This window comes from Anaerobacillus sp. ABD4_527, from assembly GCF_056160805.1.
Genome location: NZ_JBSWXZ010000001.1, coordinates 1,416,215 through 1,432,334 on the forward strand (window position 1 = coordinate 1,416,215; position 16,120 = coordinate 1,432,334).

Annotated in this window: 17 protein-coding genes; 2 read left to right on the forward strand and 15 right to left on the reverse strand. The window is 40.1% G+C overall.

Translation table 11 applies throughout. From position 1 onward, the window contains the following. Positions 1–200: 200 nt before the first annotated feature. The 11 genes from ACXAHI_RS07455 to ACXAHI_RS07505 form a co-directional block, all read right to left on the reverse strand. Entirely contained in the window at positions 201–1,298 is a 1,098-nt protein-coding gene (locus tag ACXAHI_RS07455; RefSeq protein ID WP_270179611.1) for a bifunctional 3-deoxy-7-phosphoheptulonate synthase/chorismate mutase, read from the reverse strand. A 149-nt stretch (positions 1,299–1,447) separates the two neighbouring features. After that, on the reverse strand, positions 1,448–1,777 hold the full coding sequence (gene ytxJ, locus ACXAHI_RS07460) for a bacillithiol system redox-active protein YtxJ (RefSeq protein ID WP_270179612.1): 330 nt from the start codon (positions 1,775–1,777) through the stop codon (positions 1,448–1,450). A gap of 90 nt (positions 1,778–1,867) precedes the next feature. Next, on the reverse strand, positions 1,868–2,308 hold the full coding sequence (locus tag ACXAHI_RS07465; RefSeq protein WP_270179613.1) for a YtxH domain-containing protein: 441 nt from the start codon (positions 2,306–2,308) through the stop codon (positions 1,868–1,870). A gap of 12 nt (positions 2,309–2,320) precedes the next feature. Beyond that, entirely contained in the window at positions 2,321–2,764 is a 444-nt protein-coding gene (locus tag ACXAHI_RS07470; RefSeq protein WP_224878775.1) for a DUF948 domain-containing protein, read from the reverse strand. Positions 2,765–3,003: 239 nt separating this feature from the next. After that, on the reverse strand, positions 3,004–4,308 hold the full coding sequence (gene murC, locus ACXAHI_RS07475; protein ID WP_474846991.1) for a UDP-N-acetylmuramate--L-alanine ligase: 1,305 nt from the start codon (positions 4,306–4,308) through the stop codon (positions 3,004–3,006). A gap of 168 nt (positions 4,309–4,476) precedes the next feature. Continuing rightward, positions 4,477–5,574: a nicotinate phosphoribosyltransferase gene (locus ACXAHI_RS07480; RefSeq protein ID WP_270179615.1), complete on the reverse strand. Its 1,098-nt coding sequence runs from the start codon at positions 5,572–5,574 to the stop codon at positions 4,477–4,479. Positions 5,575–5,721: 147 nt separating this feature from the next. Next, positions 5,722–8,538 (reverse strand): DNA translocase FtsK, encoded by a 2,817-nt coding sequence (locus ACXAHI_RS07485; protein ID WP_474846992.1) that lies wholly within the window; start codon positions 8,536–8,538, stop codon positions 5,722–5,724. Between the two features lie 189 nt (positions 8,539–8,727). After that, the gene (gene ytpR / locus ACXAHI_RS07490; RefSeq protein ID WP_474846993.1) at positions 8,728–9,336 is read right to left on the reverse strand and encodes a YtpR family tRNA-binding protein; all 609 of its coding nucleotides are present in this window, start codon (positions 9,334–9,336) and stop codon (positions 8,728–8,730) included. A 21-nt stretch (positions 9,337–9,357) separates the two neighbouring features. Then, positions 9,358–10,158, reverse strand: a complete 801-nt coding sequence (locus tag ACXAHI_RS07495; RefSeq protein ID WP_474846994.1) for a DUF1444 domain-containing protein — start codon at positions 10,156–10,158, stop codon at positions 9,358–9,360. Between the two features lie 103 nt (positions 10,159–10,261). Then, the gene (locus tag ACXAHI_RS07500) at positions 10,262–10,576 is read right to left on the reverse strand and encodes a thioredoxin family protein (RefSeq protein ID WP_474846995.1); all 315 of its coding nucleotides are present in this window, start codon (positions 10,574–10,576) and stop codon (positions 10,262–10,264) included. Between the two features lie 17 nt (positions 10,577–10,593). Next, complete coding sequence (locus tag ACXAHI_RS07505) at positions 10,594–11,607, reverse strand: PTS sugar transporter subunit IIC (protein ID WP_474846996.1); 1,014 nt, start codon at positions 11,605–11,607, stop codon at positions 10,594–10,596. Positions 11,608–11,762: 155 nt separating this feature from the next. Between ACXAHI_RS07505 and ACXAHI_RS07510 the strand changes: the two genes are divergently transcribed. Next, the gene (locus tag ACXAHI_RS07510; RefSeq protein WP_474846997.1) at positions 11,763–12,209 is read left to right on the forward strand and encodes a YtoQ family protein; all 447 of its coding nucleotides are present in this window, start codon (positions 11,763–11,765) and stop codon (positions 12,207–12,209) included. Here ACXAHI_RS07510 and ACXAHI_RS07515 read toward each other — a convergent pair. Continuing rightward, positions 12,206–12,709: a DUF84 family protein gene (locus ACXAHI_RS07515; protein WP_474846998.1), complete on the reverse strand. Its 504-nt coding sequence runs from the start codon at positions 12,707–12,709 to the stop codon at positions 12,206–12,208. The two genes, ACXAHI_RS07510 and ACXAHI_RS07515, sit on opposite strands and share 4 nt — an antisense overlap. Positions 12,710–12,768: 59 nt before the next feature. Further along, the gene (locus tag ACXAHI_RS07520; RefSeq protein WP_474846999.1) at positions 12,769–13,842 is read right to left on the reverse strand and encodes a M42 family metallopeptidase; all 1,074 of its coding nucleotides are present in this window, start codon (positions 13,840–13,842) and stop codon (positions 12,769–12,771) included. 173 nt (positions 13,843–14,015) lie between these two features. On the opposite strand from ACXAHI_RS07520, the gene ACXAHI_RS07525 reads away from it, so the two are divergent. Beyond that, positions 14,016–14,324 (forward strand): hypothetical protein, encoded by a 309-nt coding sequence (locus ACXAHI_RS07525; RefSeq protein WP_474848111.1) that lies wholly within the window; start codon positions 14,016–14,018, stop codon positions 14,322–14,324. Positions 14,325–14,374: 50 nt separating this feature from the next. On the opposite strand, the gene ACXAHI_RS07530 is transcribed toward ACXAHI_RS07525, so the two are convergent. Together ACXAHI_RS07530 and proC are read right to left on the reverse strand one after the other, a co-directional pair. Beyond that, on the reverse strand, positions 14,375–14,914 hold the full coding sequence (locus tag ACXAHI_RS07530; RefSeq protein ID WP_474847000.1) for a hypothetical protein: 540 nt from the start codon (positions 14,912–14,914) through the stop codon (positions 14,375–14,377). Between the two features lie 154 nt (positions 14,915–15,068). After that, positions 15,069–15,923, reverse strand: coding sequence for a pyrroline-5-carboxylate reductase (gene proC / locus ACXAHI_RS07535; RefSeq protein ID WP_270179625.1), 855 nt, complete (start codon positions 15,921–15,923; stop codon positions 15,069–15,071). Positions 15,924–16,120: the final 197 nt, after the last annotated feature.

The following is a 16,120-nucleotide window of genomic DNA, read 5'->3' on the forward strand; positions in this document are numbered from 1 at the left end:
AAGTTTCGGTATTATTCTATCACCCTATACGGTATATGCATATGTATTTTATTTCACAAGATAGTAACTGTATTAAAGATAGCACATTTATCACTTTTTTGCTTTAATATAAAGAAATTTTCACAAGTTAGATAGAAATCCGTTATAACGCAAAAAAACAGACCGTCGAAAGGAAATCTCGACAGTCTGTTTTTGGTTTACTACGTAGTAGGTGCAGCTTTCGCTGGATTGAATAGCCCGCTTAATTTTAAATCATCTACAAATTTCTCGTATTGAGGAATATCAAGCTGTTGTGCCGCATCTGAAAGCGCTACTGCTGGGTCAGGGTGAACTTCTACCATGATTCCATCTGCTCCGATAGCAAGTCCTGCCTTTGCTGCAGGAAGTAGAAGATCTCTTCGACCTGTTGAATGTGTAACGTCTACAAATACAGGTAAGTGAGTTTCTTGCTTTAAGATCGGTACTGCAGTGATGTCTAGCGTGTTACGTGTTGCTTTCTCGTAAGTTCGAATCCCACGCTCACAAAGCATTACTTGTGTATTTCCTTTTGAAACAATGTATTCAGCGGCGTTGATAAACTCCTGAATCGTTGCTGAAAGACCTCGCTTGAGAAGTACAGGCTTATCGACTGAACCAGCTGCCTTTAACAACTCAAAGTTCTGCATGTTTCGTGCTCCGATTTGAATAACATCCACATATTTCTCAGCAATTTTGATATCTGCTGGGTTTACGATCTCACTTACAACTGCTAGATCATATTCATCTGCAACTCGTTTTAAGATCTTAAGACCTTCTTCACCAAGACCTTGGAAATCATATGGTGAAGTACGTGGTTTAAAAGCACCTCCGCGAAGCATTTTAAAGCCTTGCTTCTTAACAGCCTTTGCAACTTCCGCCACTTGTTCGTAGCTTTCAACTGCACACGGACCTGAGATCAATACTTGACCACCAGCTCCAATCTTTTCACCTTTGATGTCGATCACTGTGTTGTCAGGCTGACGCTTACGTGAAACCAATAGAGCTTTTCGATGGTCATCTTCTTGTAACTCAAGACTCGCTTTGAAAATCTCTTTAAAGATATGCTGCAGAGTGGACGTTTCAAACGGCCCATCATTCTTCTCTGCTAGCAGATCAAGCATTTTACGTTCTCGTACTGGATCAAAACGATTGATCCCCTGAGATTTCTTAATTCTGCCTATTTCCTGTGCTATTTCTGCACGCTCGTTAATTAAATCGAGCAACTGCAAGTTTATCTCGTCTAGTTTTTCTCTCAACTCGTCAATCTGAATGTTAGCCATAATGTTTCCACTCCCTATCTATATAAGTGATTAGGGATATTATATACGAAGAAAAATAAAATGTCACTACTTTTAGTTTAATTCTTAGACGCTTTTAAGCATTAAATCGTGTAAGTGAATAAAAAACGGCTTCATAGAGCCGTTTTCCCTCAATTTTTTTTCACAGCATCGTTTAAAGAAGTATATGTGATTCTCCAATGTGAATCATTCCATACCACATTCTCACCATCGATCAGTAACGCCTGTGGCGATTGATGTTTCACTCCATATGATTCAGCAATATCGTTTGATAGCGGTCTTGCTTCCTGTACATTTAAATAATAGACGTCCTGATCATAATCTTCAGCGAACTTCTCAAACTCCTCAAACGCCTGAGCACTGATTGGACAAGTCGTGCTATTTTTGAATACTAGAATTTTGTTATTTTCGTTCTTTATTTTTGAAAAGTCGTCTAGTGTTGAAAGTTTGTTAATTGCCATATGATCATCATCCTTTCCTTCTTAATTCCCATTATAAAGGAAAAGAGAGCATACAAAAAGGAGAAGCACTTATAGCTCCTCCTTCGTTCATTAGTCTTGCTGATACTGGTGTCTCGTTGGATTTTCGTTTGTAGCTGGCTCATCCTCTACAAAATGATCGTTCAAGTCACGCTGAAAGCTTTCAACATCTTCGTCCGCTTGTGCTCGCACTTCAGGATCTTCAGAGTTAGCTTTTCGCTCTTTGATCTTTGAAACGATGTTGTTAGATTGATCAGATACCTGCTTGTAGATTGTATTTGATTTCTCTTTCGCACGGTTCGCAAAGTCCGTCCCACGCTCAACAGCTGTATCACGGAATTGAGACGTTCTTTCTTTTACTACACCAGCCTGTTGGTTCAAGTCACTGCGAAGCTCTTTACCTGATTTTGGAGCAGATAGTAGGGCTGCAGCTGCACCTACGATTCCACCGATTAGTGATCCGATGATAAAATCTTTTGTGTTAATATTATTGTTATTGTTCTCGTTTGACATGTGATCAACCTCCTAAGATTTTGAATCGATATATTGATCTGTCGCTTTTTTCTTTACTTGCCATTTCTGCCAGATCTGCATCGCAGCATTACCCCATTGAACAACTTTGGTCACTTGTTCTGATTGGCGTTCTGCTTCATCAGTTACTTTCTCTGAAATGTTCTTTAATGAACTGTTCATCTTACCTAGTGACGTTCCAACCTCTCTCACTTGAACGAATACCGTATCCAGAGCTTCAGATTTACCCTGAATATCCTCTGCAAGAAGGTTAGTCTTATGTAACAATGCTGTTGTTTCTGTAGTAAGACCATTCATTTGTTTTTCAAGACTATCAAGAGTTTTTGCTGTGTTACTAAGCGTGTCTTTTAACGATTTCAATGTTTGTGCAACAAAATATACAAGTACTGCAAATGCGATGGCAATAATAGCTACACTCAAATAAAGAATAATCTCCATCTCCTGGCACCTCCTTTTCTAACTGTGTTCCCTTGATTGGTCTCTTATAAACACTAGTTTGGCATTTCACAAAAAGTAACAAAATGAGCCAACCTTACTACTACTATTCGTTAGAATATCCATTATTCCTTTTTTACAAACTTTCTTTTCAGAGAAGAAATTGGATAAATTGTGACTTTCTTCTATGAAAGGCTTTTCATTAAAAAATAAAACAAGAAAAGGCTCTCGGCCTTTTCTTGTTACAGTGACGCTTTCTCCGTTTCATAAGCAGCTTGATATTTTTGAATATCACCAGCACCCATAAATAAGAGAACGCCTTTATTGTGATCATTCAGTTTCTGAATCGACTCTTCAGTAATAAGATGCGAGTTCGGGATCTTTTCCATCAGATGATCAATCGTTAATTGACCTGATTCTTCTCTAGCTGATCCAAATATGTCACAAAGGTAAACGACATCTGCTTCTTTTAAGCTATCCGCAAAGTCATCTAAGAACGTTTTTGTACGCGTGAAAGTATGTGGTTGGAAAATAGCGACCACTTCACGGTTCGGATATTTTTGTTGAGCAGATTCAATCGTTGCCTTAATCTCAGTAGGATGATGAGCATAATCATCGATCAATACCTGATCGTCCACAGTTTTTTCGGTGAACCTACGCTTTACACCCTTGAAATTTTGAAGCTGCTTTTGTACTGCATCACCCGGAAGGTTCTCATAATGGCATAACGCAACTACGGAAAGTGCGTTTAGCACGTTGTGCTTTCCATAGGTAGGAATCTGGAACGTTCTATAATAATCATCACGAACATGTACATCGAACGTTGTGCCATTTTCGTCCACTTTAATATTCGTAGCTTGAAAATCGTTCTGCTCATCGAAACCGTAGAAGACTACGGGCACTTTTGTTTGAATTTGCTGAAGGTAAGCATCGTCACCAAATGCGATGATTCCTTTTTTAACAAGCATAGCCATCTCTTGAAACGCTGAAAAAACATCTTCGACATCTGAAAAATAATCCGGATGGTCAAAATCGATGTTTGTCATGATCGCATAATCAGGCTGGTATGATAAAAAATGACGGCGATATTCACATGCTTCAAAAACAAAATACTGGCTATCTTTAACTCCTTTTCCGGTACCATCTCCAATTAAAAAGGATGTTGGTTCTGCTTCTCCGATAACGTGAGCAAGCAGCCCAGTGGTTGATGTTTTGCCATGTGAACCTGTCACTGCAATACTGGTGAACTTTTGAATAAAGTCACCAAGGAATTTATGATAACGATAGACAGGAAGGTTCATCTCTCGAGCGCGAACTAACTCCTCGTGTTCATCATCAAACGCATTGCCGGCGATTATAATCATGTTCTCATCAATATTTTCTTCTGAGAACGGAAGAATGGTAATACCTTTTTGCTCAAGGGCTTCCTGGGTAAAAAAGCGTTTCTCAACATCAGAACCTTGAACGTTGTAACCCATGTCGTTCAAGATCTGCGCAAGTGCGCTCATTCCGGAGCCCTTAATGCCAACAAAGTGATATATAGTCATTTCAGAACCTCCACACTTTCATTTCTACACCGAATATCTTCTTTATTATATGAAATCTTTACAATCATGCTCCCTAATTCTGTACAATAACGCATTATAGCATAAATAAGGGGATGCTCCAATAATCGATAACACTGGCTAAAAAAAGACAGGATTTTCCCTGTCTTCCTACTCTACTCGTTCTAGCCTAGGGTTAGGACGATATTTCCTACCTGCTTTCGCTTCTGGTTCCTCGTCGATAATTACATTATCTCCGGTAAACCCGATGTTTACTTTCAGTAGACTGCTCCCAACACCATAAATATCTACCGGTACGTTCTGACCCTCGAATTCTCGAATTCTTTCTTCTGTGAATCCTCCGCTCACAACGATTTTAACATGGTCGAAACCTTCTTGATTTAGAGCTTCTCTTAACGCGAATATTAATTCAGCATTTACGCCTCTAGGATCAAATGTTCCAAGCACATCTGGATTCCTCCAGAAATATTGATCGACCATCGTTCTAGACGTGTCAACTCGAACACCTTTCAATGTATCGCCGAATTCTCTAGCTACTCTAAGAGAATCTGTAATCACGTCGTTATTATAATCCACTAAGGCGATTAAATCATCTTCAGGATATTTAGAATGGTACGCTTTTGATGCTTCAACCACATCTCCTTTGAACAATTGGATCAAAGCATGTGGCATAGTGCCCATTCCTCTTTTTCCCCACCATTCATTCATAGCGTGTGTTGCTTGCGCTGTTGATCCACCAATGTATGAGGCATAACCATCTCCTGCTTGTTGTGTATAATGATCGTCACGATCACCCATAAAGATAACTGGTTTCTGAATGCCTGAAGATCTCGCTGCTTTTACAACATGATATACATTCGTAGCAACTGACGTTCTTCTGCCTAGTATTCCATCAATTATTCCTTCAAGAAAACCAAAGTTTTGGTATGGACCTTTGATCTTCAACACAGTTTCAAACGGTGATATTTTATCTCCATCCTTTAATGAATGGATTTCAAGTGAATCAGGGTCTTTTGCGAACGTTTTAATTAAAGCGATTGCTTCGTCCGACCCACAAAGGACAGCATCATTCTTTTGAAAAAACTGCATCGTCACGATGTTATCCGGTTTATACTCTTCTACGATCTCACACGTTTTCAAAAAGTAGACTGCTGAAAACCAGCCCTCTTTCACTCGTTCGTCAAATTTAAACGTGCGATTTGTTAAGCGTTTTATTTCACCTTGCATTTTCAGTTCAATTTCTTTCATTCTGGGGCTCCTTCAAGTAGTTTCGTCATTCGAATGTGAGCTCTATAGTTACTAGTATTCTTAATTATTACGATAAAAAAACATATCTTTTACACACTCTATATCATATAGAACAACCCTGGATAAAACAAGTAGAAAAGATATGCACTATACGTGCATATCTTTGAGGAATGTCTCTTCAAAATCAGCCTTACTCATAAGAATGCTTCTTGGCTTACTTCCCATTGCTTCAGAGACCAACCCTCGTTCTTCCATCATTTCGATTAATCTCGCAGCTCTATTGAAGCCTATGCGGAATCGTCTTTGTAGAGCGGAAGATGATGCTTGACCTTGATCGATCGCCCACATACAAGCTTCCTCAAACAGATCATCTTCTTGTTCGTTATACTGTTGCTTTTTGGCAAGGTCCTCTTTTGCAATCAAGTAATTAGGCTTACGTTGCTTTCTAACATAGGAAGTGACACGTTCGATTTCCTCATCAGAAACGAAGTTCCCTTGCAAACGAACTGGTTTCGATGATCCGTTCTCTAAACAGAGCATGTCCCCTTTTCCAAGTAGTTTTTCTGCACCACTCGTATCAAGAATCGTTCTAGAATCGATCTGGGAAGAAACAGAAAAGGCAATACGTGTAGGGATGTTTGCTTTTATTAAGCCCGTGATGACATCAACAGAAGGTCTCTGTGTAGCTACAAGTAAATGAATTCCACACGCTCTAGCCTTCTGAGCAATTCTACATATCGCATCTTCAACATCCTGTGGAGATACCATCATAAGGTCAGCCAATTCATCGATGACTACGACGATATAAGGTAACTTATGCTGTGGTTCGCCATGCTCGATCGCTCTGTCATTATAGCGCTTAATATCCCTTACACCAGCAGCTGCAAATTTTTCATATCGCTCCTCCATCTCATCCACTGCCCATTTCAATGCTGTAGTCGCTTCCTTCACATCATTGATAACGGGTGTGACAAGGTGTGGTAGACCATTATACGGAGCTAACTCTACCATCTTTGGGTCGATTAGAAGCATTTTCACATCTGCAGGATTTGAATTTAGTAACAAGCTTACGAGAATTGAATTGATACACACACTTTTTCCAGACCCTGTGGCACCTGCAATCAAACCGTGTGGCATTTTTTGAATATCTGTTACTTTAGCATTTCCGCCAATGTCAAAACCTAACGCTGCATTCAGTAGAGAGTCTTTCGATTGAAAAACACCGCTCCGTACGACTTCCCTTATAAAGACAGGGCGACTTCTTGGGTTAGGAACTTCGATACCAATCGCATTCCGACCAGGAATAGGTGCTTCCATCCGAATATCTCTTGCTGCAAGGCTCAGTTTAATATCATCACTAAGATTTGTGATTTTGTTCACTTTAACACCAGGGCTCGGCTGTACTTCAAAGCGAGTAACGGTTGGTCCCATGGTAGCTCCGATCACGCTTGCCTGCACATTAAAGTTCTTCAAGGTAGATTCGAGCAGTTCACGCTGATCTCTGAGCCACTGTTCATCATTACCTTCGTCACGCGGTGGAATATCCAAGAGGGAAATAGGAGGTAGCTTATATTCTCCGTTTGACGTCGGCTTTTTCACAAGATGTCTTCTATCGCTTGCAAGCATCATCACGTTATATGGAACTTGTGGCTTCGGCCGGCCCTCTTCTCTCTTTTTCTCCACTTTGTTTTCTTTATGTTTTTGCGTCACGCCACTCTCTTCAACTGTTTCCGCTTGAGATTCTTTTGATTCATCCGTAATAGCAGAAACTTGTAATGTCTCTTTATCGTCTACCTCTGTAAGTGAGTGGGTTCCTATATCTTTCTCAGAAGCTTCTTCATGTTCATCTTCTAGTATTTCCTCTTGTGTTTCCTCTTGCGTTTCCTCATGTCCATCTTCTTGTTCTTTCCCTAGTACATCTTCTATAATTTCTTCCTTTACTTCCTCTTGTTCCTCCGTTACTTCTTCATGTAGTTCCACTTCATCTTCTATTTCGACTGGTGATTCACTAGCTTGAATCGCTCTCTCAATGTATGAGCCGCTGGATTCTCCCTGGTCGTTAAACGGCTCTAAATCTTTCTGATCCTCATTCTCAAGCTCTTCACGTAAAGGTGACTCATCAAACTCTCTCTCGTTATCTCGATCAGATTGGGGAGCATCGTTTTCACTCCCCTCAGTTGTATCCTCTGTCTGATTATCTTCTTCATAACTTGAAACTAACACTTCTTCAATATGGCTTGCTTCATCTGTTTGATCAATGCCTTTGTTAGTCTCTGTAGAAGATAAAGGTTTCTCCTCTTTCACTTCTTCTGTATGTTCATTTTTTAGATCATAACTTTTTATTTCAGATTCCTCAGATCGATAATCAGTTGGTTTGTGTATGAGTTGATCGATGACTTTATGTTCGTTTAGAGGTGTATATTTATGCCTGTATTCGGTTTCTTTAATCGCTCTTTCAACTTTCTCCACTACAGGACGCTTACTGAAGCCATAGATTGGTGATGGAATATCAGTAGGCTTAAAGTTTACACCGCTAAATTTCTTTGGTGTATCTTCTTTTATTTGTTCACTCGATGTCTTCGCTTTGTTTTGGTTTGAACTTGAATTCGAATTTGAAACCGCCCTCACATTCGAATTTTCGTTTTTGGTTTTATGAGATCGATCGCTCGAATCAGCAGGCTTAGGCTGTTGTGTAGTTTTTTTACTTTCCGCTCTTCTACCGCTTTTATAAGATTCATCAGGAATTAATGGAAATCGAAAATTTCCTTCTCTAGGATATTGGTGAACGATTCTCGCTTCATTCTTTCTTGTTCCACTTTCGATTCTCCCAATTGAGTTTTTCCGGTCTAGTTTTGGGTACTCTTTAGACTGCCTCGCCCCCTCATCAGCACGATCATCCATTTCTTTCTCTTCATTCACATCAAATAATTTATTCAGTGCTTTTTTAAACCAGTTATTGCCCAATTAAAATCACCTTTTCTAGTTAAGCCTTTTAGCTTTTGTTATTCTATTTTATCGGAAATTCACCTGTCATTGTAAGGCTCTTTCTAAAATCTTTCGTTATTTTAGATGCTTCTTAGTCTAAATTAGTAAAATCGGTCCAATATCCCTACACAAAAAACAGTAAAAAGAAAAAACCTACTAGATAAAATCCTAGTAGGTCTTAAATTCTGATCCAATTTCATAGTCTTCTGAAAGGACCAAAATACCTTTTTCTTTTGGTGCATCAGGAAGATCAAGCTCTTTTGCTGAGCAAATCATTCCAGAAGATTCAATACCACGTAGACTTGCATCTTTAATAACCATACCAGAAGGCATCACCGCACCAACCTTAGCCACAACCACTTTTTGGCCTTGATCCACGTTTGGCGCACCGCAAACGATCTGCAATCGAGCGTTACCTACGTTAACTTGACAAATATTAAGTTTGTCGGCATTTGGGTGTTTGGTCATTTCTTCAATATGTCCAACAACAAATTTCGGTGATGCATCATATACTAATTCATCCTTGAAATCATTTTCTTTTAGGATACGATTCACTTCAGAAATCAACGCTTCACTTTCTTCTACAACACCAGACGCATCGATATTATAGCGTTTAGAAATATCAAAGATATTGTATCCTACCGTTTGATTGGACTCTTGACTGTACACACGCGCAACATTACCCTTTCGTTCTACAGATCGATCTTCTCGATCTGTGCTTCCAAGCGTTACGATCAATGTGTCACCAATACCTTCTTTGTTATAAAACAAGTTCATTTTTCGTGTTCTCCTTTAATGTTAATCTTCTTTTTGTTTATTCTTAGCAAGGATAAAGACAGGTTCTAATTTGCCATCTTCGTAAATGAACGGTAGCCCAGTAACAGGTACTAGTCCATTTGAGAAGAAGTGCATCGTTAGCTGTGCAAGTGCATCATAGCCACGTTCGTTTTCAATATCAGCAAATATCAAAACATCTTGGTGAGGAATCGCTACGGCTAATTCCCCTTTTGCTTTAGATGCCATCTCCTCTAATAAAGAATGATTCAGTACACGGCTTGCATCATACCCATCATTAGTATTTAAGAAGTAGAAGGTGCACCCCGCCACGGTATCTGTTTTCATTTCAGTCGAAAGTCCACGAACATTAAATTTTGATACTTCTTGAAGCGTTTCTTTCGTCATTCCCTCTTTTTCAAGCCAATCCTTATCGATTAACCGGTACGATTTACCAAGGTCAAGTGCATAGTAGATCCTAGTTTCTGCAGTATGCTCATCGAAAACGAGCGGTACGCCAGATTCAGTTTCTGAAGGGAATGAACCAGATCGAATAACAGGAAAGATATTGCTCTCGCTTCCACTTAGTTCCTGGTTATCATTCATCGCTTTCAGCGTTTCTTCAACATGATGCACAATTTCATCAAGAAGTGATTCTTTACGTTCTTCATATTTTGCAGCAAGTCCTTTTAAAGACAGGCTCATGCCTTTTCCTGAACGCTTCGTTTCAATCCGGAGCTTTTCTTCTTTCTTATTATATGTAAGTTCACGGTCTTCACTTTGTAGCCGTTCTTCTAACAGTTTTCGCAAATCTTTCGGTTCCATTTTTTCACCACCCTGTACATTTCAATTAGAGTTGTCACTTTATGATACCATGAAAGTTCTATAGACAAAAACAAAGCTATGTTAGACATAGCTCTGTGTCTTCTTATTTAACACTTGATAAAAAGTCTTCGATTTCTTCACGTGTTTTTCTATTCTTGCTTACAAAACGACCAGTCTCTTCTCCTTCATTGAATGCAACAAAGCTCGGGATTCCAAAAACATTTAATTCCTGACAAAGTTCTATATGTTGATCTCGATCTACATAGTAGAAAGTCAGTTCCTTATACTCTTGTTCCAGTTCTGGCAGAAATGGCTCTATTACGCGGCAATCGGGGCACCAATCTGCTGAGAATAAAAAGACAGATTTCCCTTCGTTCATCGCTTTGATGTAGTCTTCGTGCTTATCAAAAGTTTTCATCGTGTATCCTCCTATGATTACTCAGTTGATATCTTCATATCCCCTGACTTAATAAGACCTTTTTTCCTCATTACCTCGGATATTATCAAACTTATCAATGCTGGTCCAACGATATGCAATAGAAGGATCGCGATCCACACATTGTAGCTAGCACCCATTACATTGATGGTCATAATCTGACCTACAAAACCACTAGTGCCCATCCCTGCACCAGGAGGATTATTTAGCATTCCGATCCAACCGCTTCCGAACGGTGCTAGTATGGCACCTGCTAACGTTGGAGGTAGTAATATCCATGGGTTTTTAACGATGTTTGCTACTTGAAGCATCGATGTTCCTAATCCCTGAGCAATAAAGCCACCGAACCCATTTTCCCTGAAACTACTAACTCCAAAACCGATCATTTGCGCAGCGCACCCGATCGTTGCTGCACCAGCAGCAATCCCCTCTAACCCAAGCATGATAGCAATCGCGGCACTAGAAATGGGTGCAGTCAATGCTAAGCCCATCAAAACGGCAACGATGATTCCCATAACGATTGGTCGTTGTTCTGTTGCCCACATAATGAGTGAACCAAAATTTTGCATGAGCGCATTAATCCCAGGACCCGCTATTGTTGCTGTTCCAAAACCAGCGAAAATAGTGACCATTGGAGTAATAATGATATCAAGCTTGGTTGATTTTGATACGAGTTTTCCACATTCAGCAGCGATGATTGCTGAAGCGTAGCTTCCAGCTGGCCCACCAAGCTCTGCTCCCGCTGCACCTGCTAATAAAGAAGCGAACAGTACGAGGGGTGGAGCTCCTAAACCATATGCAACAGCTACACCGATTGCAGGCCCCATCAGGCTCATTGCTAATTCTCCTATTGGAATAAGGAAGCTAGCCCATGAAAGCTGTTCACCAATCGTTTTTAAGATGAGACCAATAATAAGCGAAGAAAACAAGCCGAGTGCCATGTAACTAAGTGCTGTTACGAAATATGTATGAGGTGATAAAGACACACCTTTTCTTTTTAATAAATCTCTCATTTGTTTCTCCCTCCAATAAACTTCACACACTAGTATACACAATTTATAAGAATTAACGCTGAAGAAGCACAATCGTTTCTCAATTCAAATAATTGGGAACAATGAAGGGTTTGTGCTACAATGACAGCGTTACTATCTATAGGAGGCGTTATATCTTGGAACTTACCGTATACTTAGCTGGACAAATACATGATGACTGGCGTAATGAACTTAAAGAAAAAGCGAAGCAAATGGATCTTCCTATTTCATTTGTAGGGCCGATGGAAAACCACGACCGCTCAGATAACATAGGAGAGGAAATTAAAGGTGAACAACCGAACGCCATTTTTAAAGACGAAGCAGCCTCAGAAATTAACAACCTCAGAACACAAGTGCTTCTAGGAAAGTCAGATGTTGTAGTCGCTTTGTTTGGTGAAAAATACAAGCAATGGAATAGTGCGATGGACGCTGCTACGGCCATCACACTTCAGAAACCTCTTATTTTGATTAGACCTGAATCCCTCCACCATCCGCTAAAGGAGTTAGCAAATAAAGCACAGGTGGTAGTGGAAACTCCTGAACAAGCGCTTCGAGCACTATCATATATTTTCGAAAGTAATTAATCCGAATAGTATTCATACTGTCCAAAAAGCATTTTTACAATATGCTCATACATCGTAGTCCTTGTGATGGCGCCCTTCGTAACGATTCCGATGGCGCCTTCTTTTTTGTTAACATTGGCTCGACTCGCAAACTCCGACATAACCGGCCCTAGTTCATCTCCATTTTCCAACCTCTGCTTAACTTCATCCGGTAAAGGAAATCGAGCTCCTCCTGCCACAATCTCCTTCCCGTTACGATCAACAAGTACTCCCCAATTACAAACGTACAATAAATGACCGATCTGGTGCACGCCCCCTTCTAACCCTATGCCGATATCACGCTGACCTTCTTCAAGTGCCGCGAATGCTCGCTGCTTTGCACCTAAGATGGTTTCTTCATCCCCCCATGGTTGTTCTGAGACTCCTGATGAGACATCATACCCTTTCACTTCATATGTGGTCAATGTTCTAACTGAATCGAGTTTTACTGGGTTAAGAGAACCTACAGCAACTTTTTTCATGATTAAGCCTCCTTTAGTGATAATCACATTGAAAAAGGAGCCGATCGGCTCCTTTCCTTCTAGACTCTACTCTTTATCTGGTCAACCGCATTTTGATCTGTTGTTCTTACCAACTTAAACAGCAGTTCTTTTGCAGCTGCATAATCATCAACATGGATGATCGATGACGAAGTATGAATATATCGTGAGCAAATGCCAACCACTGCTGATGGTACTCCATTATTCGAAAGATGAACTCTTCCTGCATCCGTTCCACCTTGAGAAATAAAATACTGATACGGAATATCGTTACTTTCAGCTGTATCGAGAACGAAGTCTCTTAAACCTTGGTGTGTAACCATAGAGCGGTCGTATATGCGAAGGAGTGCTCCTTTACCAAGTTGACCAAACTCACTCTTATCACCCGTCATATCATTTGCTGGGCTTGCATCCAAGGCATAAAACAAATCTGGATTGATTAGATTTGCTGCAGTTTGTGCGCCTCGAAGCCCAACTTCCTCCTGTACAGTAGCTCCAGAATAAAGTTCGTTCGGTAGGTCCTCATTTTGCATTTCTTTCATAAGCTCGATAGCAAGTCCCACTCCGTAGCGGTTATCCCATGCCTTGGCCATAATCTTCTTATTGTTAGCCATCGGTGTAAACGGACAAGTAGGAACGATTTGCTGACCAGGACGCACTCCAATTTTTTCAGCATCTTCTTTGTTATCTGCACCAATATCGATAAGCATATCTTTGATTGCCATCGGCTTTTGACGTTTCGCTTCATCTAAAAGATGTGGAGGAATGGAACCGATCACTCCAGGTATCGGTCCGTCAGCGGTCATGACTTGAACACGTTGTGCAAGTAGGACCTGACTCCACCATCCGCCTAGCGTTTGGAAACGGAGCATGCCGTTATCTGTAATAGACGTTACCATAAATCCTACTTCATCCATGTGACCAGCAACCATTATTCTAGGACCTTTGTTCTCACTGCGTTTCACACCAAAAACACTTCCTAAGTTATCCTGTATTAACTCGTCTGTGTATTTGCTAAGTTCACCCTTAACAAATTTTCTTACATCATGCTCAAATCCAGGAGCACCTTGAAGCTCAGTCAACGTTTTGAATAGTGACAGCGTTTCTTTATTCATATATGTATCCCCTCTCTTCAATATATACCTCTTTCATTGTATCGAATTCCATTATGCGTTGCTAGTCGTTTGAATTTTCAGCTTAAGTAGTTGGTACATGAATCAACTTCAGATATACTAAAAGAGGAAACAACAATAGAGGTGAATAGAAGGGAGAAGTGAATACCGTGAAGATGAAAGACGTGCTGTTAGGTGCACTTATCGGAGCAGGGGCTGCTTTGGCAGCAACTTCTTTGGCAACGTGCAAAAAATCGACGATTCCGCCTGAAAAGGCTCTTAAATCTGTTAAAGAAGCAGTTAAACACTCATACGCTGTGAAAGGGTCATGGATTCATATGAAAACGGATTCAATCAAGAAGTTCGACGTGCCGTTCACCGTTTATTCTGGTGGTTTAACATGTGAAAAAGCAGGACGATTGGAGCAGATGGATTTCGTAGTCGACGCAAATACAGGTACAATTGTAGAACTTCAAAAACAATAAAAACAACCCTCTACCGAGTAGGTAGAGGGTTGTTCTTATTTTATAGCAGTTTAGAACGTTGCATTCGTCTTATATACGTTGTTCTTTAACTTAAAGCCAAGAGTCGTATACCAGCCTTTAATAAACACATAAATAATAATTGCTGGAACTATGAGCATAAGAAAGTGAAGGAACAATACAACTCCCATATGAAGATGAGAACCAGTTTCTTCAGCATGACTGTCCTTAAATTCTTTTGCTTGATCTAGGTCAAGTACCTTAGTATCAGGAAGTACTGCATTTGCATCAGTATCATAGAAGATTACCTGTTTGTGATCTTCAAAGAAGATATTATCACGAACAGTTTGGAATTCTACAACCATCATCGTTACTTGACTAAATTCTTTATCCGCTGAACTACTTACTTCAAAACTCTCTGATTCCTCAATAGAAAGAGACCCTTTGTCATAGTCATAGTGCTCTTCTCCAATATAACTAGCGACACCCTTCTTCACTTCATCGCTGACATCTGCTTCAGCATGAACAGCTGTACCTGCAAACGGAAATGCGACTAAAAGAGCTAAAATAAGAGCAAAAATCCCTTTTTTCATCATTATTTCCTCCTTCCAACTACAAATCATCCAATTATTATCATATCATATTTTGTCTATTATTCTACTAACATTTTTTAGAAATGAACATTTGTAACATCTCACTTAAATTAGCATCAATAAAAAAAGAACCGGATGACCGGTTCTTTATAACTTATTGCATTACTGGCTTTTTCTCGTTTTCTTCATCGAACTGACTGCTAATTTCCTTTGAACGGACTGCAGCGTTTCTTACGGCTTCAACAAATGCATCTCCACCGCCGTTTTCATAAAGTGCCTCTAGTCCAGCTTGTGTGGTACCGTTCGGTGAAGTGACTTTCTTTCTAAGTTCTGAAGGAGAATCCTCAGACTGTTCTGCCATCATTCCAGCTCCGAGTACTGTTTGTACAGCCATCTTACGAGCTGTTTCTTCTTCAAGTCCACCTTCAACAGCGGCTTTTTCTAAGCTTTCGATGACATAATAGATATATGCTGGTCCGCTACCTGCAACACCAGTGAACACATCCATTTGCTCTTCATCGATCACAACTGTATCTCCGATAGAACGGATGAGCGCTCTCGCAATCGTAATTTGTTCTTCATCTACATACTTTCCTGCAGCAAGTGCAGAAATTGATTTTCCAATCATGCTTGAAGTGTTCGGCATCACACGAATCACTGGCTGCTCACCTTCTAGGCTCTCTTCGATGAAAGCAGATGGAACGCCAGCTAGAACGGATAATAATAGCTGTTCATTCGTAATATATTCTTCAATTCCCTTAAGAGCTTTTTCGATATCCTTAGGTTTCATTGCTAAAATTACAACATCCGCTTCACGCACAGCGAATTCTATACTTTGCGTTGCAAGAACTCCGTGATTTTCCATTAGTTCTTGACGTCTTTCTTCATTACTTCTATTCGTCATAATAATACGTTCAGGTTCAATTGTACCCGATTCGATCATTCCTGCTGCCATTGCTTCTGCCATTGAACCCGCTCCGATAAACGTTACGGTTTTATTCTGTAGCATGATTTCCTCCTTTGAATTTCCGACAAATCATCTGACATTTCGTCTACGGTCATTTATACTAACACTGCTTCTTATACGCATCAACCGTTATAAAGGAAATAAAAAGCATTTGTACAAGATAGGTAGTGAAAACGCTATCATTTAAACCTGGGATGCATTTGCATGAACGAGATGCTCATATTTGCAATCTCACGCCT

What these genes read in the sequence shown, in the direction of transcription:
- ACXAHI_RS07455 (WP_270179611.1), bottom strand. Translation starts at nt 1,298, where the DNA reads ATGGCTAACATTCAGATTGACGAGTTGAGAGAAAAACTAGACGAGATA.
- ytxJ (WP_270179612.1), bottom strand. Translation starts at nt 1,777, where the DNA reads ATGGCAATTAACAAACTTTCAACACTAGACGACTTTTCAAAAATAAAG.
- ACXAHI_RS07465 (WP_270179613.1), bottom strand. Translation starts at nt 2,308, where the DNA reads ATGTCAAACGAGAACAATAACAATAATATTAACACAAAAGATTTTATC.
- ACXAHI_RS07470 (WP_224878775.1), bottom strand. Translation starts at nt 2,764, where the DNA reads ATGGAGATTATTCTTTATTTGAGTGTAGCTATTATTGCCATCGCATTT.
- murC (WP_474846991.1), bottom strand. Translation starts at nt 4,308, where the DNA reads ATGACTATATATCACTTTGTTGGCATTAAGGGCTCCGGAATGAGCGCA.
- ACXAHI_RS07480 (WP_270179615.1), bottom strand. Translation starts at nt 5,574, where the DNA reads ATGAAAGAAATTGAACTGAAAATGCAAGGTGAAATAAAACGCTTAACA.
- ytpR (WP_474846993.1), bottom strand. Translation starts at nt 9,336, where the DNA reads ATGAACTTGTTTTATAACAAAGAAGGTATTGGTGACACATTGATCGTA.
- ACXAHI_RS07495 (WP_474846994.1), bottom strand. Translation starts at nt 10,158, where the DNA reads ATGGAACCGAAAGATTTGCGAAAACTGTTAGAAGAACGGCTACAAAGT.
- ACXAHI_RS07500 (WP_474846995.1), bottom strand. Translation starts at nt 10,576, where the DNA reads ATGAAAACTTTTGATAAGCACGAAGACTACATCAAAGCGATGAACGAA.
- ACXAHI_RS07505 (WP_474846996.1), bottom strand. Translation starts at nt 11,607, where the DNA reads ATGAGAGATTTATTAAAAAGAAAAGGTGTGTCTTTATCACCTCATACA.
- ACXAHI_RS07515 (WP_474846998.1), bottom strand. Translation starts at nt 12,709, where the DNA reads ATGAAAAAAGTTGCTGTAGGTTCTCTTAACCCAGTAAAACTCGATTCA.
- ACXAHI_RS07520 (WP_474846999.1), bottom strand. Translation starts at nt 13,842, where the DNA reads ATGAATAAAGAAACGCTGTCACTATTCAAAACGTTGACTGAGCTTCAA.
- ACXAHI_RS07525 (WP_474848111.1), top strand. Translation starts at nt 14,016, where the DNA reads ATGAAAGACGTGCTGTTAGGTGCACTTATCGGAGCAGGGGCTGCTTTG.
- ACXAHI_RS07530 (WP_474847000.1), bottom strand. Translation starts at nt 14,914, where the DNA reads ATGAAAAAAGGGATTTTTGCTCTTATTTTAGCTCTTTTAGTCGCATTT.
- proC (WP_270179625.1), bottom strand. Translation starts at nt 15,923, where the DNA reads ATGCTACAGAATAAAACCGTAACGTTTATCGGAGCGGGTTCAATGGCA.